Here is a 19,473-nt window from a genome sequence, read left to right on the forward strand (position 1 = left end):
TTCAGCGCCGGTCCGACCGCTCCACCAGGGCCGGCAGATCGGCGACGGAGTCGATGACGTGGTCGGGGGTTCCGTCGGCGTCGCGGAGCGCACGGTCCTGGAACTTCCCGGTCCTCACGAGAACGCCGCCGATGCCGCATCGCTGGGCGGCGAGCACGTCGGACTCGATGTCGTCGCCCACCATCAGCGTCCGGTCCGCCTCGACCCCCAGCCGGGCCAGCGCCCCGGTGAAGAAGGTGGCAGCGGGTTTGCCGACGACCTCGGCCCGCCGACCCGAGGCCTGCTCCAGGCCGGACAGGAAGGCGCCGCCGTCGAGCTGCAGGCCGCGGTCGGTGCGCCAGTACAGGTTGCGGTGCATGGCGACGAGGCGGGCACCCCGCTGGAGGTGGCCGAACGCGCGGTTGAGGGCGCGATAGCCGAACTCGGGTCCGGCACCGCCGACCAGGACGACGTCCACGTCCTCCCCCTGCGGCCCCTCCGGGGCTTCGTCGTCCTCGGCCAGGGCCACCCCGGTCAGGTCCTCCCGGACGTCGCCGCTGTTGAGCAGCATGCAGCGGGCACCGGGGTAGCGCTCCGCCAGGAAGGCCGCGGTGGCGCCGGGTGCGGTGAGGACGGACTCGGCCGAGACCGGGAATCCCGCACCGGCGAGGGCCGCCGCGATCGAGGCCCTGGTGCGTGAGGTCGTGTTGGTGAGGAGCAGGAAGGGCAGGCCCATCTCCCGGAGCCGTTCCAGCGCCTCGACAGCTCCGGGAAGCGGGTTCCAGGACACCGTGAGCACCCCGTCGATGTCGATCAGGGCCGCGCTGACGGTCGTCGTGGTGCGGTGCCGCATGGGCCGACCCTAGCGCCGACCCGGTCGTGCGGCACGTTCCGGCTCCCGGGTGACCGTCGGGCCCGGCGGGCCGGAGGTTGAGCAGATCGGGCGACCGGCCGGTCCGCTGACCTGGTGAATCCCCGAGGGCGCCGCGGTCGGGATGGGGTTCTCGAAGCCCGTCCGCATCCGCATCCCGAGGATCGGCGTCGACGCGCCGGTCACCGAGGTCGACGTGGACGCGGCCGGGAACCTGCCGGCGCCGTCGGCGGACGACCGCAACCTCGCCGGCTGGTACCGGCAGAGCGCGGCCCCGGGCACCGTCGGGAACGCGGTCATCGACGGGCATGTGGACACGGTCAAGGGCCCGGCGGTCATCGACGGGCATGTGGACACGGTCAAGGGCCCGGCGGTCTTCTACGGTCTGGGTGCCTTGCACCGGGACGACGTCATCGACATCGTCCGGGCCGACCGGAGCACCGCGGAGTTCACCGTCGACGCCGTCGAGGTCTACCCGAAGAACGCCGTGCCCGGCGATCAGGTGTACGGCGACGCGGACCGGCCCCAACTACGCCTGATCACCTGCGGTGGTGCCTACACCAAGAGCACCGGTTACCAGGGAAGCGTGGTGGTCTTCGCCCACTTCAGCAGGGCGGTGCCGGCCTGACCGGCCGGGCCCCGACGGCCCCGGCGCCACCCGCGCCGGGGCCGTCGGTTCAGAGCTTGTGGTCGTGGGCGACGGTCACCGGAACGCGTGGCCGGCAAACGGTGCCGACTCCCTCCCGGCGGTGACGGAGGGACATGGTGAACGGTGCCCGACCAGGTCACCTGGCGGGCGACCACGTGGGTGGTTCCGTAGGCGACCACGAACGAGCCGTCCGACAGGGCGTCCGGCCCACCCGTTCGAGTCCGCTCGGCCCTGTCGGCGGTCGAGCCCGCTTCCGTACGGTTCGAAGGGCAGCGGAGTGAACGGGTAGGAGGAGAGATGGCCACCTCTGGAGACTCCCGCCCGGTCGTCGTCGGTGTGGACGCCCGGGACAGCGCGCGGTCGGCCGTGGTCTGGGCGGCCGAGGAGGCCGAGCGCCGTGGGGTGCCGCTGCGGCTGCTGCATGCGACGTCACCCGGCCGTCACGGCGCCGGTGACGCCGGGCGACGGCAGACCGGGCGTCGGCCGCTCGACGAAGCCTCTCTGCTGGCCGCCGACGGGCGTCCCGGTCTCGAAGTCACGACCGTCCTGGCGGACGACTCCCCGGGCCGGGCGCTGTGCCACGAGTCGCACGACGCGTGCCTGGTCGTGGTCGGCTCGCGGGGGCTGAACCGGCTGGAGGAGTTCCTCAGCGGGAACTCGGTGGCCGTTCCGGTCAGTGCTCAGGCCGCCTGTCCGGTGGCCGTGGTGCTGGAGCGCGGCGGCCCCACCGATGAGCCGCCGTACCTCGTCGCCGGGGTTGACGGCAGCGAGACCTCCCGAGCCGCCCTCCGGCACGCCTTCGAGGACGCCGCGGCTCGTGATGCCGAGGTGCGGGCGCTGTGGGTCTGGCAGCCGTCGCTGCTGGAGGCCATGGACGAGGTCGTCGTACTCCAGAAGTGCCGTCGGCTGCTGTTCGATGCGGTGGCCGAACAGGCGGAGGCGCACCCGGGCGTCTCGGCGACCCGTCGGGTCGTACGCGGGCACCCCGTGGAGGAGCTGGTGAAGGCTTCCGAGGGGGCGCTGGCGGTCGTCGTGGGACGGCGCGGCCGGGGCGGGTTCACCGGGATGCGGCTCGGCTCCGTGCCGCACGGCCTGCTGCACCACGCGCACTGTCCGGTGGTGATCGTGCCGACATCGCCTCCCGCTCGGCCCTGACCTCGCCGGGCGCCACTACCGCGGCTGGAGTCACCGTGCGAGCGCGCGTGTCCGCAGGACGGGCACGCGCGTCGGCGGCAAGACTTGCCGCATGAACATCCTTGTCGCGGTGCTGGCCGCGCTGATGTCCGCCGTGTGCTTCGGCGTCGCATCGGTCGTGCAGCAGTACGCGGCAAGCAGAGCGCCGCGGGACCAATCCCTGCACCTTCGGTTGTTGCTCAACCTCGCGCGGCAGCCGCTGTGGCTGGCGGGCATGGCCCTGACCGTCTTCTCCTACGTCATGCAGGGCCTCGCCCTGGCCTTCGGCCCGCTGGTACTGGTCCAGCCGGTGGCGGCCACCGACCTGGCCTTCGCCCTGCCTCTGCTCGCCTGGCGACGCTCGGAGCGCCTGACCCGGCCGGAGCAGCTCGGCATCGCCTGCACGGCCGGTGGGGTGGCCGCGTTCGTCACCGTGCTGCCGCCGGCCTCCGCGGGGACGGCGGTGGCGTCCCTGCGCGACTGGCTCCCGGTGCTCTTCGGCGTCGCGTGCACGGTGACGCTCCTCGTCGCCGTGGGATTGAGAAGCAGAGGCAGGTTGCGGACGGGCCTGTACGCCGCGGCCGCGGCGTCCATGTTCGCCCTGTTGGACAGCCTGACAAAAGGCACCTCGGGGCGGCTTCGGACGGACGGTCTGGGCGCCCTCACCCACTGGGAGCCCTACGCGCTGCTCGGGGTCGGAATCACGGGCCTCGTCCTGTCCCAGAGCTCCTTCCAGGCCGGCTCCCTGGCGATCAGCCTCCCGCTGATCGACACCATCGAGCCGATCGGCGGAGTCCTGATCGGCATCGTCGTGTTCGACGAACGACTCGCCTCCTCCGCCGGCGCCCTCCTCATCCAGGTGCTCGGAGCGCTGGTCGCCGTGGTCGGCATCGTGCTCCTGGCGCGGTCGCCCCTGGCGCGGCCGCTCGAATCGCCCCCCGAAGAACCGCCCCGGACCGGGCGGACCTGATCGGCGACGATTGCGAACGTTCGACACCCGGCTCGGCAGCGCAGGACCGGCTGGCCCGCCGCCCGCGCCCGCCGTCGACGAGGGTGACGGGCGGTGCCCACCCGGCTCACGGACCGGCCGGGTGCCGTCCGCGTACCACTCGTAGCGGCCGGCCCCGGCAGGAAGCGACGCCGAGCACTGCCACAAGCGAATCGACATACTGGACATCCCGAATATGTCGTGCGGCGATGCCGGCCCCGACCCCGGGAGGAGACCGGAGTCCACGAGCGACACGTCGCCCGATCGCAGGGCTGCCGCCCCGGGCGACGCCGGGGGACGACGGTCCGATCGTCGCTACTACGGCACGTCACGTGCTCGAAGGGGTTCACTCAGTGTTCCGAGGTGTGACTGCCGGCATCGACGGGTCGCCCGAGAGCGGCGCCGTGGCCGAGTGGGCGGCGCAGGAGTCGATGCTGCGCGGTGTGCCCCTGCACCTCGTGCACGCGTACGAAGAACCGCATCCAGCCGCCGCAGAGGCCGTGGACACCAGTGCCGCACACCGCAGGGCAGAGGGGTTCCTGGCCGAGGCCGCTCGGACGGTACGGCGGGAACACCCCTCTTTGCAGGTCGGCACACGGCTGCTGTCCGGGCGGCCGGCCACCGTGCTGACCGAGGCGGCCGCCGGGGCCGATCTCCTGGTCCTCGGCTCGCGCGGCCCGAGCGGCACCATGGGCTTCCTGCTCGGGTCGGTCGCGATGGAGATGGTCCGCTCGACGGAGCGACCCGTCGTGCTGGTGCGAGTCGCCGATCAACAGGCCGCACCCGAGCGATCAGCCCCGATCGCTCCCTCCCGCGACCTGATCGTGGGCGTGGACATCCACCACGACTGCGGCTCCCTCCTGGACTTCGGTTTCGCAGAGGCCGCCCGGCGTGGCGACCGCGTGGTGGCGTTGCACGCATGGTCCATTCCGCCCGTGGTCCGTGACGCGGGGGCACTTGTGGCAGCACACCGGGAGATGGGCCCGGACATCGCACGGCAGCTCACCCGGATCCTGGCCCCCTGGCGGGAGAAGTTCCCATCGGTCGACGTCGCGGAGCGAACTCCCATCGGCTCCCCCGCTCACCTGCTCGTCGGCGCGGCGGACCGCGCGGACCTCGTCGTGATCGGCCGGCGCGTCCACACGGCTGTGCACGGCAGTCACATCGGTCTCGTGGCCCACGCCGTGATACACCGCTCTGCTGCGCCTGTCGCCATCGTGGCCCACCCCTGATGCGCGCGTGCGGGCCCGCTCCGACGGGCGAACGGTGTGATCACGGGACCCGCCCCGGGGGGAGCGTCCGGAGGCAGAACGGCACGGTGGCCGGCAGTGCGGATCCGGCGGCCAGGCCGGCGGCGCCGGAGTGTCGGGTCAGACCTTGTCGTCGTAGACCACGGTGACCGGGGCGTGGTCGGACCAGCGTTCGGCGTGGGCGGCGGCGCGTTCGACGGTGGCGTCGATGGCGCGGGCTGCGAGGCCCGCGGACGCGATGTGGTAGTCGATGCGCCAGCCCGAGTCGTTGTCGAAGGCGCGGCCGCGGTACGACCACCAGGTGTAGGGCCCGGCCTGGTCGGGGTGGAGGGCGCGGACGACGTCCACGTAGCCGACGTCGTCGAGGAGCCGGGTCATCCAGGCCCGCTCCTCGGGCAGGAAGCCGGCGTTCTTCCGGTTGGCCCGCCAGTTCTTGAGGTCGTCCTCGCGGTGGGCGATGTTCCAGTCGCCGCAGACCAGCACCTCGCGCCCCTCCTCGGCGGCCCGCCGCTTCAGGCTGTCGAGGTGGACGAGGAACTCCGCCATGAAGCGTTCCTTCTCGTCCTGGCGCTCGGTGCCGACCTCGCCGGAGGGCAGGTAGAGGCTGGCGACCGTGAGGCCCGGCAGGTCGATCTCGGCGTACCGGCCGGAGCCGTCGAACTCGGTGGAGCCGAAGCCGACCGCGGTGCGCTCCGGCGCCCGGCGGGAGAGCACCGCCACGCCGGCCCGGCCCTTGGCGGCGGCCGGCGCCCAGACCGCGTGCCAGCCCTCCATGTCCTTGATCTCGGACGGCAGCTGGTCGGCCTCGGCCCGGACCTCCTGCAGGCAGACGACGTCGGCCTTGGTGCCGGAGAGCCACTCGGTGAGGCCCTTCTTGGCGGCCGCCCGGATGCCGTTGACGTTGACTGTCGAAACCACGATCACCCCGGGAGGGTACCGGCCGCCCCGGCCGTTCGCCGAAGCGGTCCGGCTCCGCCGTGGCGCGGATCACGAGCGGTCGGCGAGTGGCCGTGTTCCGGTCAAGCCCGGTCATTGGTCTTGACCATCTCGTCCGCCACCCCCTAGGGTCTGCTTACTGCAAAGACCTTTAATAAAGAAGGACGGATAAAGCCCACCCTCCCCACCTGCCGAAACCGGGGAGGGACCGGGCGGCCCCACACCTTCAGGGCGGAGGACACGGTGGCGCAAGGACAGCTCGCGGCGGCCCCCGAGCCGAAGTACTGGCACCTGCGCACCGTCCTGGTGCGCACCATCGACTCGGAGTTCTCCGCCGGCCAGGTGCTGCCCAACGAGCGCGAGCTCGCCGCCCGCTTCGGCGTGGCCCGGGCGACGCTGCGCCAGGCGCTCGACCAGCTGGAGCTGGAGGGCCGGCTGGTCCGCCGCCGCGGCATCGGCACCGTGATCGCCGCCCCGCGGGTCGGCGTCCCGGTGAGCAGCAGCGAGGAGGGCTGGCCCAGCGCCTCGCGCAACCAGTCCTGGCGGATCGTCGACTGCACCAGCGCCCCCGCCCCGGCCCGGCTGGCCGCCGAGCTCGGCGTCCTGCCCGGCGAGACGGTGCACACCGTGCGCCGGGTGCGCCTCGTCCAGGGTCGGGTGATGGCGACCGAGTCGCTGCACGTCCCCGACTCCGCGGTGCCGCACCTGCCCGCGCTGCCGCAGCTGGTCGGCTCGACGGCCGAGGGCGAGCGCGCCCGTTCGGTGCTCCGCCAGCTGGAGCGCTGCGGGGTGGACGGCGAGTCCCGCACGGTCGAGCTGGGCGTCGCCGAGGCCGAGCAGGCCGCTCTGCTGGAGCGCCCGCCGGGCACCCCGGTGCTGGTGGTCACCACCGTGTACGCGTCCGCCGGCCGGCACATCGCCCGCGCCGTCTGCACCTACCGTGCCGACACCTGCAAGCTCACCTTCGGCGAGACCGGCGCCGTCGAGGTCACCCCGGTCGAGGCGGTCCGCTCCGCCTGACACCTGTTCGACGACGGAAGGCGGGCCCGTCCGACCCCGGACGGCCCGCTTTCTCGCGTGTGCCCGGACGCCGGGTCAGCGCGGGCCGGCCACCGGCGGGTCGACCGCGAACAGCTGCTCCTCCACGTGGTCGAGCGCCACCCGCAGCGCCCCGGTCGCCACGACCTCGCTGCCGAGCGCGGCCAGCGCCACCTCCGGCGCCCGCAGGGTGAACCGTCCGAGCCGCTCGCGCAGCGGCTCCAGGACGCCGTCCAGCCCGGCCGCCCAGCCGCCGACCACCACCAGTTGCGGGTCCAAGGCGAGGACGAGCGCCGCCACGTCGTGCACCAGCCGGCCGAGGAAGCGGTCCATGGCGTCCCGGGCGACCGCGTCGCCCTCCCGGGCCAGCCGCAGCACCCGGGCGACCGCCGCCTCGTCCAGCGGGTCGAGCGGCTTGCCGGTGGTGGAGAGCAGCCGTTCCGGGGTGGCCTCCTGGCCGAGCAGGTGCAGGGCGCCGATCTCGCCGGCCGCACCGCCGTACCCGCGGTGCAGCCGCCCGTTGATCAGCGAGCCGGCACCGGGGCTGAGGCCGGCCATGACGAAGACGACGTCGCCCTTGCCGACCGCGGCGCCCTTCCAGTGCTCGGCGATCGCGGCGAGGTTGGCGTCGTTCTCGATGACGACCGGGCAGCGGAACGAGCGGCGCAGCCGGGCGCCGAGGTCGAGGCCGGTCCAGCCGGGCACGGCGGTGCTGAGCCGGACGGTGCCCTCGCCGTCCACGATGCCCGGGGTGCCGACGGCGACGGCCCACAGGCTGTCCCGCAGGACGCCGGTCTTGCGCAGCACCTCGGCGACGGTCGTCCGCATGACGCCGAGCCGCTCCTCGGCGTCGAGGGCCTCGTCGACGGGCTTGGAGTGACCGGCGAGGATCTCGCCGCTGAGGTCGGCCAGCACCACCCGGACGTCGTGCACGCCGACCTCGATGCCGAGCGCGTGCCCGGCCTCGGCGCGGAACCGGAACCAGCGGGCGGGCCGGCCGCGGCGTCCGCCGCCGTCCAGGCCCTGCTCGACCTCGGCGACCAGACCGGACTCCATCAGGCCCTCGATGACGCCCTCGACGGTCGGCCGGGAGAGCCCGGTGTCGCCGACGAGCTGCGTCAGGGTGACGGTCTGTCCGTCGCGCAGCGCCCGCAGGGTGACCGCCGCGTTGATCCGACGCAGCAGCGAGGAGTCCCCTCCGGTGAGCCGATCCGCCACGTCGCCGCCCTTCCCGCGTTCGCGCGACAGCTCTGGCGCGCGGTGCCGAGTGCGCGGTGACCTCCGTTGCCCCGCGAGAGTCCGCCGCGGGCAGCACGGCACAACGGCGCGCGCACCCCGGGGCGTCAGCCGGGATGGTACTCGGGCACCCCTCGGGCCGCGAGCGTTTCCGCAGCTCATCACGTATTCGGTATGGAAACGGTACGAAGGCGGTGACGCTCCGGCGCGGCCGCCCGCCGACGCGGGCCCGGGCGGCGCGGCGGCGGGCCCGGGTCGGCTCAGCCGTCGAGGCGCCACACCACCGAGGTCTTCTCCGGGGCGTCCTCGAGATCCGCCACCACCGGCACCCGGTACGAGGCGACCTCGGTGAAGTGCTCGCGCGGCAGGTACGCCCGGCCCGGGTCGCCGACCAGCACCAGGGCGCCGCGGGCACGGGCGCGCCGGAGGAACGGCAGCACCCGCTGGGCCATGGCCCGCTCGTAGAAGACGTCGCCGGCCAGCACCACCTCGGCGGGCGAGCCGTCGCCCGGCAGCAGGTCGGCGCAGCGCGCGTCGATCCGCACGCCGTTCGCCGCGGCGTTGAGGCCGATCGCGGCGACCGCGTACGCGTCGATCTCGGCGGCGGTGACGGAGGCGGCGCCGCGCAGGGAGCAGGCGATGCCGACCAGTCCGGAGCCGGCGGCGAGGTCCAGCACGGCCCGGCCCGCGACCGTCTCCGGGTGGTCGAGCACGTAGCGGGCCACGGCCTGGCCACCGGCCCAGGCGAACCCCCAGAACGGCGGCGGCAGTCCGACCTCGCCCTTCGCGGACTCGGTGCGCTCCCACAGCCCGATCGCCTCCTCGGCCAGGTGCAGCCGGACCTCGGGGACGAACGGGACCGCGCCGAGCGCGGTCTGCGAGCGGACGAACTCCGCCGCGCCGCAGGCCGGATCGGAGCCCGCCGGATCGGAACCGGTCACGGCGGACCGGGTGGACAGGGCGGACCGGGCGGGGCCGGGGGCAGGGGCTGCGATGGGTGCGGTCGGCACGGTGCTCCTCGCGGGGTGTCGCACAGGCGGGGGTGGCCCGAGCCTACGGGACGGGTGACGCGAGGTCAGCCGCCCCGTCCCACCCTGTGGAATGTTGCGTCGGGCCGGAGCGCGGCTGTTAGACAGGGGCGCATGACCGACATCGCGATCCGTACCGCGCGCCCCGACGAGATCCCCGCCCTGCTCGCCTTCTGGGCCCGGGCCGCCGAGGGCACCAGCATCACCGACGACGAGGCCGGCGTGGCCCGGCTGATCGAACGGGACCCGCAGGCCCTGCTGGTCGCCGAGCTGGACGGGGTGCTCGCGGGCACGGTGATCGCCGGCTTCGACGGCTGGCGCTGCCACCTCTACCGGCTGGCGGTCGACCCGGGGCTGCGCCGCCGCGGGGTCGGCGGCGCGCTGATCGCGGCGGCCGAGGCGAGGTTCGCCGAGCTGGGCGGCCGCCGCGCCGACGCCATGGTGCTGGAGCACAACACCCTAGGCCAGGGGGCCTGGGCCGGCGCCGGCTACCGGCGCGAGGAGCAGTGGCGCCGCTGGGTGCGCCCGCTGGCGGGCTGAGGCCCGCGGGGCGGGGCAGCCGGCCGTCCGGTCAGACGTGCTCCATGGTGAGCGTCGCCGTGGTGTCCGGCTCCAGCGCCTCGAAGACGTGCGGCGCGTCGCCCGGGTAGGCGATGTAGTCGCCCGGGCCGAGCTCGACCGGAGCCGCGGCCGGGCCGACCAGGGCCCGGCCGGTGCCGATCACCACGTGCTCCACCGAGCCGGGCAGGTGCGGGTCGGAGCGGCGGACGCCGCCCGGCTGGGCGTCGATCCGGTAGATGTCCCGGCGCGCGTTCGGCGGGCAGGACGCGAGCAGGGTGGCCGCGTAGTCGGCCCGCTCGGACCAGGTGACCGGGCCCTCGCCGGCCCGGACGATGCGGACCTGCGGCCGCGGCGGGTCGACCAGGCGGCTGAACGGCACGTCGAGGGCGGCGCCGAGCGCCCACAGGGTCTCCACGCTCGGATTGCCGGCGCCCGCCTCCAGCTGCGAGAGCGTCGACTTGGCGATGCCCGCCCGGCGGGCGAGCTCCGCCATGGAGAGCCCGGCCCGCTCCCGTTCGCGGCGGATCGAGGCGGAGATCAGGGCGATCAGGTCGAGGGAGGACCGGTGCCCGCCCGGGGCCGCCGCGCCGTCCGCAGGGACGCTGTCCACAGGGTCCACGTGTTCGCTCCAGACTACTGTCCGTTCGGCTTGACGAACGCCGAGGTTGCTGTTCATTCTAATGGACATGCGTTCGGCAATGCGAACACTCGATCGCGGCACGCTCCGCGACATCGCCCTGGTCTGTCTCGCCGACGCCCTCGTCGGCGCCTCCTTCGGCGCGATCGCCGTCTCCGGCGGGCTGCCGGCCTGGGTGCCGGTCGCCATGTCCCTGCTGGTCTTCGCCGGCGGCTCGCAGTTCGCCGCGGTCGGCGTCGTGCTCGCCGGCGGCGGCCCGATCGCCGCGGTGGTCACCGGCCTCGTCCTCAACGCCCGGCTGCTGCCCTTCGGCTTCGCCGTCGCCGACGTCCTCGGCGGCGGCTGGCGGGCCAAGCTGCTCGGTGCCCAGATGCTCACCGACGAGTCCGCCGCGTTCACCCTGCTGCAGCGCGACCCGAAGGCCCGTCGCGCCGCCTTCTGGATCTGCGGCGTCGCCCTGTTCGCGGTCTGGAACCTCGCCGTCCTGCTCGGCGCGATGGCCGGCGGCGCCATCGGCGACACCGACGCGCTCGGGCTGGACGCGGCCTTCCCCGCCGTCCTGCTGGCCCTGGTGCTGCCCTCGCTCGCCGACCGGTCCGTCCGCAACCCGGCCCTGGTCGGCGCCGTGGCGGCGATCGCCGCCACGCCCTTCCTGCCGGCCGGCCTGCCCGTCCTGCTGGCGCTGGCCGCGCTCGTCCCGGCCGCCCGGGCCGCGCTGCGCCGCACCCCGGCCCGCATGCCCGGGCCCGGGACCGAGCCCGAAGCCGACCCGGAGCCCGGGGCCGGGCCCCTGTCCGGATCCCGTCCCGCACCGGTGGGGGAGGCCCGCTGATGCCGCTCTTCGCCATCCTGCTGCTCGCCGCCGGCACCTACGGCTTCCGCCTCGCCGGTCCGGTGCTCCGCGACCGGCTGCACCTCTCCGAGGCCCTGGAGCGGCTGCTCTCCACCGCCGCCGCCGTTCTGCTGATCGCCCTGGTGGCGACCGCGGCCCTCACCCAGGGCCAGGGCTTCGCCGGCTGGGCCCGGCCGGCCGGGGTGCTGGTGGCCGGTGTCCTGGTGCTGCGCCGGGCGCCCTTCCCGCTGGTCGTCGCGGCGGCGGCCGGGACGACCGCGGTGCTCCGGCTCTGCGGCGTCGCCTGACCGCGTCGACGCAGCGGCACGGAAGCGGGCGCGCCCCGGTGGACATGTGACCAAATGGTCACCTATTCTGGAGGCGTGTCCGACGACGACCTGGTGTTCAAGGCGCTGGCCGACCCGACCCGCCGGTTCCTGCTCGACCTGCTCTTCGCCCGGGACGGGCGGACGCTCACCGAGCTGGAGTCGGAGCTGGAGATGTCGCGGTTCGGCGTCATGAAGCACCTGCGCGTGCTGGAGGACGCCGGCCTCGTGGTGTCCCGGAAGTCGGGCCGCGAGAAGCTCCATTTCCTCAATCCCGTGCCGATCCGGCTGATCCACGACCGCTGGATCGACAAGTACACCGAACGTCACGTGACCGCTTTGACCGAGCTCAAGGCAGAGTTGGAGAAGGACTCATGAGCGGGACCGACAGCGCGGCGACCACCCAGGTCTACCGCGTCTACATCAAGGCCTCCCCCGAGCAGGTGTGGGACGCCATCACCAAGCCCGAGTGGACCGACCGCTACGGCTACGGCGGTCTCACCGACTACGACTTCACCCCGGGCGCCGCCTACCGCACCCTGCCCGGGCCGGCGATGGTCGAGGGGTCCAAGGAGATGGGCTTCCCCGTCCCGGAGACCGTCGTCGACGGCGAGGTCGTCGAGGCCGACCCGCCGCGCAAGCTCGTGCTGACCTGGCGGATGGCCATGGACCCGCGACTGGCCGCCGAGGGCTTCACCCGGCTCACCTACGAGCTGGCGGAGAAGAACGGCTCCACCCGGCTCACCGTGACCCACGAGCTGGCCGGCGCCCCGCAGCTCGCCGCGCTGGTCAGCGGCGCCCACGACGACGAGCAGATGGGCGGGGGCGGCGGCTGGAGCTGGGTGCTCAGCGACCTCAAGTCGCTGCTGGAGACGGGCAAGACGCTCGCCCAGTGACGGCCTGTCCGATACGCGTGCCGGTGCGGGTACCGCGTGCGCGGCGGTGAAGGCGTCCGCGTCCCAGCTGCCGCCGAGCGCCGGGGCCAGCGCGGCGCGGGCCGCCGACACGAACGGCCCGCCGCCCACCGCGGCACACCCGGCGGGCAGCGCCCCGAGCAGCGGAGCGCCCGAGGCCACCGGCAGGTCGGCGAGGTTGCAGCGCATCGCCAGGTCCGGCTCGTCCGGCCACGCGCCGATCACCACACCGTGCAGCCGCAGCCCGCGGGCCGCCAGGGCCTCCGCGGTCAGCGCCGTCGTGTTGAGGGTGCCCAGCCCGGCCGTCGCCACCACCAGCACGGACGGCTCCAGGCCGAGCCCGGCCGCGGCGAGCGCCATGTCGGCGAGGGTGTGCCCGTCCTCGTCGTAGCGGACGAGCAGCCCGCCCGCACCCTCCACCAGCACCAGCGCGTGGTCCTCCGCCAGTTCGGCGACGGCCTCCGCGACCTGCTGCGGGTGGACGGCGGGCAGGCCGGCCCGCCGGGCCGCGGTGTCGGGGGCGAGCGGCTCGGGGTAGCGGGCCAGCTCGCGGACGGTGAGGCCGCGCCCGGTGAGCCGGACCACCTCGGCCACGTCCCCGGCCTCCGCGGGGGCGACCCCGGTCTGACCGGGCTTCAGCACGGCCACCGGCCCCCGGGCGAGGGCGGCCACCGCCGCCGTGACGACGGTCTTGCCGACCTCCGTCCCGGTGCCCGTCACGAACAGCACGCTCATCCGGCCACCGCCGCGGCCGCGACACCGGCGGCGATCCGCGCGAGGTCCTGATCGTCCGTCACGTAGGGCGGCATCGTGTAGACCAGGTCGCGGAAGGGCCGCAGCCACACGCCCTCGCGCGCGGCGGCCTCGGTGGCCGCCGCCATGTCGACGGGGTGGTCCAGCTGGACGACGCCGATCGCGCCCTGCACCCGCACGTCCAGCACGCCCGGGGCGTCCGCGAGCGGCGCGAGCCCGGCGGACAGCCCGGCCTCGATCCGCTTGACCTCCAGCTGCCAGTCCCGGCCGAGCAGCAGCCCGATCGAGGCGTTGGCGACGGCCGCGGCCAGCGGGTTGCCCATGAACGTCGGACCGTGCGCCAGCACCGGCACCTCGCCGCGGCTGATGCCGTCGGCGACCTCCGCGGTGCACAGCGTCGCGGCCATCGTCAGGTAGCCGCCGGTGAGCGCCTTGCCCAGGCACATCACGTCCGGCGACACCCCGGCGTGGTCCGCCGCGAACAGCGCCCCGCTGCGGCCGAAGCCGGTGGCGATCTCGTCGAAGACCAGCAGCACGCCGTGCTCGTCGCACAGCTCGCGCAGCAGCCGCAGGTAGCCGGGGGAGTGGAAGCGCATCCCGCCCGCACCCTGCACCACCGGCTCCACGATGATCGCGGCCAGCTCGTCCGCGTGCTGCGCGACCAGGTCGGCGAGCACGCCCGCGTACGCCTCGTCGAGCGGCGCGTCGAAGCCGGCCGGCGGCTCCGGAACGAACAGCTGACGGGGCAGCACGCCGCCCCACAGGTGGTGCATCCCGCCGTCCGGGTCGCAGACCGACATCGGGTGGAAGGTGTCACCGTGGTAGCCGCCCCGCCAGGTCAGCACCCGGCGCTTGGCCGGGCGGCCGACCGACCGCCAGTACTGCAGGCACATTTTCAACGCCACCTCGACCGCGACCGAGCCGGAGTCGGCGAGGAAGACGTGCCGCAGCGGCTCCGGCGTGATGTCGACCAGCGTCGCCGCCAGCCGGACGGCGGGCTCGTGGGTGAGCCCGCCGAACATCACGTGGCTCATCCGGCCGAGCTGCTCGCGCACCGCCTCGTCCAGCACCGGGTGCCGGTAGCCGTGGATCGCCGCCCACCAGGAGGACATGCCGTCGATCAGTTCCCGGTGACCGCCCGCAGGCTCGGCGAGCCGCAGCCGCACCCCGGACGCGGACTCCACCACGTACGGGGTGACGGTGCCGGGCATGGGCCCGTACGGGTGCCAGACGTGCGCCCGGTCGAGGCCGAGCAGGTGCTGGACGTCGGCCATCAGGCGTTCGGGGCCAGCTCGGTGCCCGCGCCGCGGCGGCGCACCCGCACCAGGTCGGTCCGGGCCTCATCCGAGGACTCCGCCTCGATCAGGGCCTTCGCCCCGGCCTCGGCCTGCGCCGGGGCCCCGGTCGCGGCCGGCTCGGCATGCCCGCCGCACGGGCCGCAGCCGCCGGTGCCGCACGCGTGCGCCTCGGTGCCGCAGGCCGAGGCGGCGGCGCCGCCGCAGCCGCCCGCGACCGCGTCCGCGCGGTGCCGGGGCAGGGTGCGCTCGCCCGCGCCCTCCACGGTGAAGCCGGCGTCCTTGATCATGTCGAGGTCGGCCTGACCGGCCTGGCCCTCACTCGTCAGGTAGTCGCCCAGGAAGATCGAGTTGGCGATCTCCAGGCCCAGCGGCTGCAGCGAGCGCAGGTGCACCTCGCGGCCGCCGGCGATCCGAACCTCGACGTCCGGGCAGACGAAGCGGACCATCGCCAGGATGCGCAGGCAGCGCTGCGGGCTGAGGTTCCACTCCTGTGCCAGCGGCGTGCCCTCGAAGGGGATCAGGAAGTTGACCGGCACCGAGTCCGAGCCGAGGTCGCGCAGCGCGAACACCACGTCGACCAGGTCCTCGTCGCTCTCGCCCATGCCCGCGATCAGACCCGAACAGGCCGACAGGCCCGCACCGTGCGCCTTCTGCACGGTGTCCACCCGGTCCGCGTAGGTGTGGGTGGTGGTGATGTCGCCGTACGTGGCCTCGGAGGTGTTGAGGTTGTGGTTGTACGCGTCCGCGCCGGCCGCCTTCAGCCGCTCCGCCTGGTTGTCGGAGAGCAGGCCCAGGCAGGCGCACACCTCGACCTGCGCGTCGGCGTCCTTGATGGCGGCGATGGTGTCGGCCACCCGGTCGATGTCACGGTCCGTCGGGCCGCGGCCGCTGGCGACCAGGCAGACCCGCTTCGCGCCGCCCGCGAGGCCCGCGGCGGCCGCCTCGGCCGCCTGCTCCGGCTTCAGCCAGGTGTACTTGAGGATCTCGGCCTTCGAACCGAGCCGCTGCGAACAGTACGAACAGTCCTCCGGGCAGAGGCCGCTCTTCAGGTTCACCAGGTAGTTGAGCTTGACCCGCCGGCCGAACCACTGGCGGCGGACCTTGCCGGCGGCCGCGACGACGTCCAGGAGTTCGTCGTCCGTGGTGGCGAGGACGGCCAGCGCCTCCTCCCGGGTGGGCAGTTCCCGGCGCAGGCCCTTGGCGGTGAGGGTGTCGAGCAGATCCATGCGCTCGATCCTGCCCGTGCCGCGTCGCCTTCCGCCAGAGGGAACCCGCCAGAAGATCCGCTCGGCGGTGTGCGAGTTGTCACAGTGCCGCCGCAGACGGTAGTGGCGCAGGTCACGTACGCCCCCTTCGTGCGCGCAGCGCCCCTGCGGCAGGGCCCTCCCTCCGGGCCGGACCGATCACCTGCTTAGAATCTCCCGCATGACCACGCAGGGGGAGCCCGACCAGACCGCGGCCGGACACGACGGCGGGACGACCGCCGAACCGCGCCGACACGGACGGGGCCGCCGCCGCACCGCCCTGTGGTGCGCCCTCGCCGTCGCGGCGGTCGCCGTCGGCTGGGTGGTCAGCCGGCCCAACCCCGGTGACCTCATACCCGGCCTCGGCAGCACCAGCGGCCAGTCCAAGAAGTACCAGCCGGCCCCCGGCCTCGCCTCCGAGCAGCCGCTGACGGAAGCCCAGAGCTTCACCGCCGACCACTACTTCCCCGGCCAGCGCACCGTCGACCAGAACGGCGTCCAGGCGCACCGCACGGCCGCCCGCGAAGGCGCCGACTGCACCGAGGTCCTGCTCGACCGCGAGAAGAACCCGCTGAAGGACACCGGCTGCCAGGCGTACGTCTCCGTCGGCTACACCAACGCCGACCAGCAGGTCGTCAGCAGCGTGACCGTCCTGCGCTTCGCCGACGAACAGAGCGCGCAGAAGGCCCGTCAGGCGCTCGCCGACCCGGCCGCCCTCGCCTTCCTCACCGCCGAGTCCGCGGCGCCGGCGCCGTCCCCGACGCCCTCGCCGACCGCGACGGGCAGCCCGGCGGCCGTCGTGTCCGGCGCCGCGAGCGCCCCGGCCGGGACGACGCCCCCGTCGCCCACCGCGGCCACACCCCCGCCCAAGCCCGCCGGCGTCGCCCGGGTCGAGCCGGTCGGCCACTACCTGACCGTCACCGTCTCCCGCTACACCGACCAGCGCACCACCCTCGTCCCCGGCGACCAGACCCTGGACAAGGCCACCCGCGCCCTCTCCTACACCGCCCGCACCCCCTTCCTCTGGATGTAGGAAGAACCCCTTCGGGGGCAAGCAGTCAGGGGCGCGGGGAACTGCGCAATCCGGATGCGGCGAACTGCACAGAACCAGGGCAGCCCCGGTTCGTACAGTGCACCACTCCCGCATTGCGCAGTTCCCCGCGCCCCTGAGGTGCTCCCCTCGGGAGGGGCCGTCAGCCGCCCAGGCGGTCGACGGCGGTGACGCGGAGGACGGCGCGGCCCTCCTCGTCGGAGCCGAAGAGGTCGACCTCGGCGGAGATGCCCCAGTCGCGGTCGCCCGCCGGGTCGTCGAAGATCTGCCGGACCCGCCAGAGGCCCTCGTCCTCGACCTGCTCGATCATCAGCATCTTCGGCCCCCGGGCGTCCGGCCCCGTCCCGAGGTCGTCGTACTCCTCCCAGTACCCGTCCATCGCGTCGGCCCAGCGGTCGCCGTCCCAGCCGTACTCGCCGTCGAGTTCGCCCAGCTCGTCGTAGTGCTCGAGCGCCGCGAGCTCCACCCGGCGGAACATCTCGTTGCGCACCAGCACCCGGAACGCCCGCTCGTTCGCGGTGACGGGCGCCGGCTTCTCGTCGAGCCGGACCTCGGCGGCCTCCGGCTCGGTCGGGTTGGCGAGCTGCTCCCACTCGTCGAGCAGCGAGGAGTCGACCTGCCGGACGAGCTCGCCGAGCCAGGCGATGACGTCCTTGAGGTCGTCGGTCTTGATGTCGTCGGGGACGGTCTGCTCCAGCGCCTTGTAGGCGCCGGCCAGGTACCGCAGGACGATGCCCTCCGTCCGGGCGAGCTCGTAGAAGCCCACGTAGTCGGTGAAGGTCATCGCCCGCTCGTACAGGTCGCGGACGACGGACTTGGGCGCCAGCGGGTGGTCGCCGATCCACGGGTGCGCCCGCCGGTACACCTCGTACGCGTGGCCGAGGAGCTCCTCGAGCGGCTTCGGGTAGGTGATCTCCTGGAGCCGGGCCATCCGCTCCTCGTACTCGATGCCGTCGCGCTTCATCTCGCCGACGGCCTCGCCGCGCGCCTTGTTCTCCTGGGAGGCGAGGATCTGCCTGGGGTCGTCCAGCGTCGCCTCGACCACGGAGACGACGTCCATCGCGTACGAGGGGGACTCCTGGTCGAGGAGGTCGAAGGCGGCCAGCGCGAAGGTGGACAGCGGCTGGTTGAGCGCGAAGTTCTCCTGGAGGTCCAGGGTGAGGCGGACGCGGCGGCCCTCGGCGTCAGGCTCGTCGAACTGCTCGACGACGCCGCCCTCCAGCAGCGAGCGGTAGATCGCGATCGCCGAGCGGATGTGGCGGCGCTGCGCGGCGCGGTCCTCGTGGTTGTCGGTGAGGAGCTTGCGCATGGCGGCGAAGGCGTCGCCGGGCCGGCCGATGACCGAGAGCAGCATGGCGTGGCTGACCTTGAACCGGCTGACCAGCGGCTCCGGGTCGGCGGCGATGAGGCGTTCGAAGGTCTCCTCCGACCAGCCGACGAAGCCCTCGGGAGCCTTCTTGCGGACGACCTTGCGGCGCTTCTTCGGGTCGTCGCCGGCCTTGGCGAGCGCCTTGTCGTTCTCGACCACGTGCTCGGGGGCCTGCGCGACCACCTGGCCGACGGTGTCGAAGCCGGCCCGGCCGGCCCGGCCGGCGATCTGGTGGAACTCGCGGGCCCGCAGCACCCGCACCCGCTGCCCGTCGTACTTGGAGAGGGCGGTGAAGAGCACGGTGCGGATCGGCACGTTGACGCCGACGCCGAGGGTGTCGGTGCCGCAGATGACCTTGAGCAGGCCGGCCTGGGCGAGCCGCTCGACCAGCCGGCGGTACTTGGGCAGCATGCCGGCGTGGTGCACGCCGATGCCGTGGCGGACGTAGCGCGAGAGGTTGCGGCCGAACTTGGTGGTGAAGCGGAAGTTGCCGATCAGGGCGGCGATGGCGTCCTTCTCCGCCTTGGTGCACATGTTGATGCTCATCAGCGACTGCGCCCGCTCCACCGCCTCCTTCTGGGTGAAGTGCACGACGTACACCGGCGCCTGCCCGGTGGTGAGCAGCTCCTCCAGGGTGTCGTGCAGGGTGGTGCGCCGGTACTCGTAGAAGAGCGGCACCGGGCGGGTCGCCGAGCGGACGGCCACGGTCGGGCGGCCGGTGCGCCGGGTGAGGTCCTCCTCGAAGCGGCGGACGTCGCCGAGGGTGGCGGACATCAGCAGGAACTGCACCTGCGGCAGCTCCAGCAGCGGGATCTGCCAGGCCCAGCCGCGGTCCGGCTCGGCGTAGAAGTGGAACTCGTCCATGACGACCTGGCCGATGTCGGCCCGGTCCCCGTCGTGCAGTGCGATCTGCGCGAGCACCTCGGCGGTGCAGCAGATGATCGGCGCGGTCGGATTGACGCTCGCGTCGCCGGTCATCATGCCGACCTGTTCGGTGCCGAAGATCTTGCAGAGGTCGAAGAACTTCTCCGAGACCAGGGCCTTGATGGGCGCGGTGTAGAAGGTCCGCTTGCCCTCGGCGAGCGCGGCGAAGTGCGCGCCGGCGGCGACCAGGCTCTTGCCGGAGCCGGTCGGGGTCGCCAGGATCACGTTGTTCCCGGAGACCAGCTCGATCAGCGCCTCCTCCTGGGCGGGGTACAGCGTGATGCCGCGGTCGGACGCCCACTCGGCGAAGGTCTCGAACAGGGCGTCGGGGGTGGCGGGCTTCGGCATCAGGTCCAGGAGGGTCACCGGCCTATCTTGCCTGCTCCGGATCATCCCGGGCAAAGCCCTTCCCCGCC

The 19,473-nt window shown here is 73.8% G+C and carries 19 protein-coding genes and 1 pseudogene; 11 read left to right on the plus strand and 9 right to left on the minus strand.

Features of this window, described 5'->3' with window-relative positions:
* Window position 1 precedes the first annotated feature (1 nt).
* Window positions 2-832, minus strand: a complete 831-nt coding sequence (locus tag AB0O09_RS01010; protein WP_363538872.1) for an HAD-IIA family hydrolase — start codon at window positions 830-832, stop codon at window positions 2-4.
* A gap of 142 nt (window positions 833-974) precedes the next feature.
* Between AB0O09_RS01010 and AB0O09_RS01015 the strand changes: the two genes are divergently transcribed.
* The 4 genes from AB0O09_RS01015 to AB0O09_RS01030 all read left to right on the plus strand — a co-directional run bounded on the left by AB0O09_RS01015 (window position 975) and on the right by AB0O09_RS01030 (window position 4,892).
* The gene (locus tag AB0O09_RS01015; RefSeq protein WP_363538874.1) at window positions 975-1,478 is read left to right on the plus strand and encodes a class F sortase; all 504 of its coding nucleotides are present in this window, start codon (window positions 975-977) and stop codon (window positions 1,476-1,478) included.
* A 318-nt stretch (window positions 1,479-1,796) separates the two neighbouring features.
* The gene (locus AB0O09_RS01020) at window positions 1,797-2,654 is read left to right on the plus strand and encodes a universal stress protein (RefSeq protein WP_363538876.1); all 858 of its coding nucleotides are present in this window, start codon (window positions 1,797-1,799) and stop codon (window positions 2,652-2,654) included.
* A 91-nt stretch (window positions 2,655-2,745) separates the two neighbouring features.
* Window positions 2,746-3,642 carry a DMT family transporter gene (locus tag AB0O09_RS01025; RefSeq protein ID WP_363538878.1) on the plus strand — a complete coding sequence of 299 codons (897 nt, stop codon included), beginning with the start codon at window positions 2,746-2,748 and terminating at the stop codon, window positions 3,640-3,642.
* Window positions 3,643-4,025: 383 nt separating this feature from the next.
* Window positions 4,026-4,892, plus strand: a complete 867-nt coding sequence (locus tag AB0O09_RS01030; protein ID WP_363538880.1) for a universal stress protein — start codon at window positions 4,026-4,028, stop codon at window positions 4,890-4,892.
* Window positions 4,893-5,030: 138 nt separating this feature from the next.
* On the opposite strand, the gene AB0O09_RS01035 is transcribed toward AB0O09_RS01030, so the two are convergent.
* Window positions 5,031-5,834 carry an exodeoxyribonuclease III gene (locus AB0O09_RS01035; protein WP_363538882.1) on the minus strand — a complete coding sequence of 268 codons (804 nt, stop codon included), beginning with the start codon at window positions 5,832-5,834 and terminating at the stop codon, window positions 5,031-5,033.
* Window positions 5,835-6,089: 255 nt separating this feature from the next.
* On the opposite strand from AB0O09_RS01035, the gene AB0O09_RS01040 reads away from it, so the two are divergent.
* Window positions 6,090-6,866, plus strand: a complete 777-nt coding sequence (locus AB0O09_RS01040; RefSeq protein WP_363538884.1) for a GntR family transcriptional regulator — start codon at window positions 6,090-6,092, stop codon at window positions 6,864-6,866.
* A 75-nt stretch (window positions 6,867-6,941) separates the two neighbouring features.
* Here AB0O09_RS01040 and AB0O09_RS01045 read toward each other — a convergent pair whose 3' ends face one another.
* Together AB0O09_RS01045 and AB0O09_RS01050 are read right to left on the minus strand one after the other, a co-directional pair.
* Window positions 6,942-8,102, minus strand: coding sequence for an ROK family protein (locus tag AB0O09_RS01045; RefSeq protein WP_363538886.1), 1,161 nt, complete (start codon window positions 8,100-8,102; stop codon window positions 6,942-6,944).
* A gap of 278 nt (window positions 8,103-8,380) precedes the next feature.
* On the minus strand, window positions 8,381-9,061 hold the full coding sequence (locus AB0O09_RS01050; protein ID WP_363538888.1) for a methyltransferase: 681 nt from the start codon (window positions 9,059-9,061) through the stop codon (window positions 8,381-8,383).
* A gap of 201 nt (window positions 9,062-9,262) precedes the next feature.
* On the opposite strand from AB0O09_RS01050, the gene AB0O09_RS01055 reads away from it, so the two are divergent.
* Complete coding sequence (locus tag AB0O09_RS01055; protein ID WP_363538890.1) at window positions 9,263-9,688, plus strand: GNAT family N-acetyltransferase; 426 nt, start codon at window positions 9,263-9,265, stop codon at window positions 9,686-9,688.
* Between the two features lie 31 nt (window positions 9,689-9,719).
* On the opposite strand, the gene AB0O09_RS01060 is transcribed toward AB0O09_RS01055, so the two are convergent.
* Window positions 9,720-10,256 carry an XRE family transcriptional regulator gene (locus AB0O09_RS01060; RefSeq protein ID WP_263107840.1) on the minus strand — a complete coding sequence of 179 codons (537 nt, stop codon included), beginning with the start codon at window positions 10,254-10,256 and terminating at the stop codon, window positions 9,720-9,722.
* 139 nt (window positions 10,257-10,395) lie between these two features.
* Between AB0O09_RS01060 and AB0O09_RS01065 the strand changes: the two genes are divergently transcribed.
* The 4 genes from AB0O09_RS01065 to AB0O09_RS01080 all read left to right on the plus strand — a co-directional run bounded on the left by AB0O09_RS01065 (window position 10,396) and on the right by AB0O09_RS01080 (window position 12,400).
* Complete coding sequence (locus tag AB0O09_RS01065) at window positions 10,396-11,178, plus strand: AzlC family ABC transporter permease (RefSeq protein ID WP_363538892.1); 783 nt, start codon at window positions 10,396-10,398, stop codon at window positions 11,176-11,178.
* The gene (locus AB0O09_RS01070; protein WP_363538894.1) at window positions 11,178-11,486 is read left to right on the plus strand and encodes an AzlD domain-containing protein; all 309 of its coding nucleotides are present in this window, start codon (window positions 11,178-11,180) and stop codon (window positions 11,484-11,486) included. The genes AB0O09_RS01065 and AB0O09_RS01070 overlap by 1 nt, the downstream gene beginning before the upstream one ends.
* Window positions 11,487-11,561: 75 nt before the next feature.
* Window positions 11,562-11,882 (plus strand): metalloregulator ArsR/SmtB family transcription factor, encoded by a 321-nt coding sequence (locus AB0O09_RS01075; protein ID WP_030276664.1) that lies wholly within the window; start codon window positions 11,562-11,564, stop codon window positions 11,880-11,882.
* Window positions 11,879-12,400 carry an SRPBCC family protein gene (locus AB0O09_RS01080; protein WP_363538896.1) on the plus strand — a complete coding sequence of 174 codons (522 nt, stop codon included), beginning with the start codon at window positions 11,879-11,881 and terminating at the stop codon, window positions 12,398-12,400. Before AB0O09_RS01075 ends, AB0O09_RS01080 begins: the two co-directional genes overlap by 4 nt.
* Window positions 12,401-12,433: 33 nt before the next feature.
* Here the strand turns inward: AB0O09_RS01080 and bioD are convergent.
* The 3 genes and pseudogenes from bioD to bioB form a co-directional block, all read right to left on the minus strand.
* Window positions 12,434-13,153: pseudogene (gene bioD / locus AB0O09_RS01085) on the minus strand (dethiobiotin synthase); the annotation flags it as partial.
* Window positions 13,150-14,445 carry an adenosylmethionine--8-amino-7-oxononanoate transaminase gene (locus tag AB0O09_RS01090; RefSeq protein ID WP_363538898.1) on the minus strand — a complete coding sequence of 432 codons (1,296 nt, stop codon included), beginning with the start codon at window positions 14,443-14,445 and terminating at the stop codon, window positions 13,150-13,152. The pseudogene bioD and the gene AB0O09_RS01090, both read right to left, overlap by 4 nt.
* Window positions 14,445-15,695, minus strand: a complete 1,251-nt coding sequence (bioB, locus tag AB0O09_RS01095; RefSeq protein WP_363538900.1) for a biotin synthase BioB — start codon at window positions 15,693-15,695, stop codon at window positions 14,445-14,447. The genes AB0O09_RS01090 and bioB overlap by 1 nt, the downstream gene beginning before the upstream one ends.
* 199 nt (window positions 15,696-15,894) lie before the next feature.
* On the opposite strand from bioB, the gene AB0O09_RS01100 reads away from it, so the two are divergent.
* Window positions 15,895-16,746, plus strand: a complete 852-nt coding sequence (locus tag AB0O09_RS01100; protein ID WP_363538902.1) for a hypothetical protein — start codon at window positions 15,895-15,897, stop codon at window positions 16,744-16,746.
* 160 nt (window positions 16,747-16,906) lie between these two features.
* Here the strand turns inward: AB0O09_RS01100 and AB0O09_RS01105 are convergent, their stop codons facing one another.
* Window positions 16,907-19,423 (minus strand): DUF3516 domain-containing protein, encoded by a 2,517-nt coding sequence (locus AB0O09_RS01105; protein ID WP_363538904.1) that lies wholly within the window; start codon window positions 19,421-19,423, stop codon window positions 16,907-16,909.
* Between the last annotated feature and the right edge of the window lie 50 nt (window positions 19,424-19,473).

The sequence above is a fragment of the Kitasatospora sp. NPDC093679 genome, assembly GCF_040683455.1.
Classification (GTDB): Bacteria; Actinomycetota; Actinomycetes; order Streptomycetales; family Streptomycetaceae; genus Kitasatospora; species Kitasatospora arboriphila.

Coding starts and splice junctions, on each gene's coding strand:
- AB0O09_RS01100 (WP_363538902.1), top strand. CDS start 15,895: ATGACCACGCAGGGGGAGCCCGACCAGACCGCGGCCGGACACGACGGC.
- AB0O09_RS01055 (WP_363538890.1), top strand. CDS start 9,263: ATGACCGACATCGCGATCCGTACCGCGCGCCCCGACGAGATCCCCGCC.
- AB0O09_RS01070 (WP_363538894.1), top strand. CDS start 11,178: ATGCCGCTCTTCGCCATCCTGCTGCTCGCCGCCGGCACCTACGGCTTC.
- AB0O09_RS01010 (WP_363538872.1), bottom strand. CDS start 832: ATGCGGCACCGCACCACGACGACCGTCAGCGCGGCCCTGATCGACATC.
- AB0O09_RS01065 (WP_363538892.1), top strand. CDS start 10,396: ATGCGTTCGGCAATGCGAACACTCGATCGCGGCACGCTCCGCGACATC.
- bioB (WP_363538900.1), bottom strand. CDS start 15,695: ATGGATCTGCTCGACACCCTCACCGCCAAGGGCCTGCGCCGGGAACTG.
- AB0O09_RS01080 (WP_363538896.1), top strand. CDS start 11,879: ATGAGCGGGACCGACAGCGCGGCGACCACCCAGGTCTACCGCGTCTAC.
- AB0O09_RS01025 (WP_363538878.1), top strand. CDS start 2,746: ATGAACATCCTTGTCGCGGTGCTGGCCGCGCTGATGTCCGCCGTGTGC.
- AB0O09_RS01020 (WP_363538876.1), top strand. CDS start 1,797: ATGGCCACCTCTGGAGACTCCCGCCCGGTCGTCGTCGGTGTGGACGCC.
- AB0O09_RS01015 (WP_363538874.1), top strand. CDS start 975: ATGGGGTTCTCGAAGCCCGTCCGCATCCGCATCCCGAGGATCGGCGTC.
- AB0O09_RS01090 (WP_363538898.1), bottom strand. CDS start 14,445: ATGGCCGACGTCCAGCACCTGCTCGGCCTCGACCGGGCGCACGTCTGG.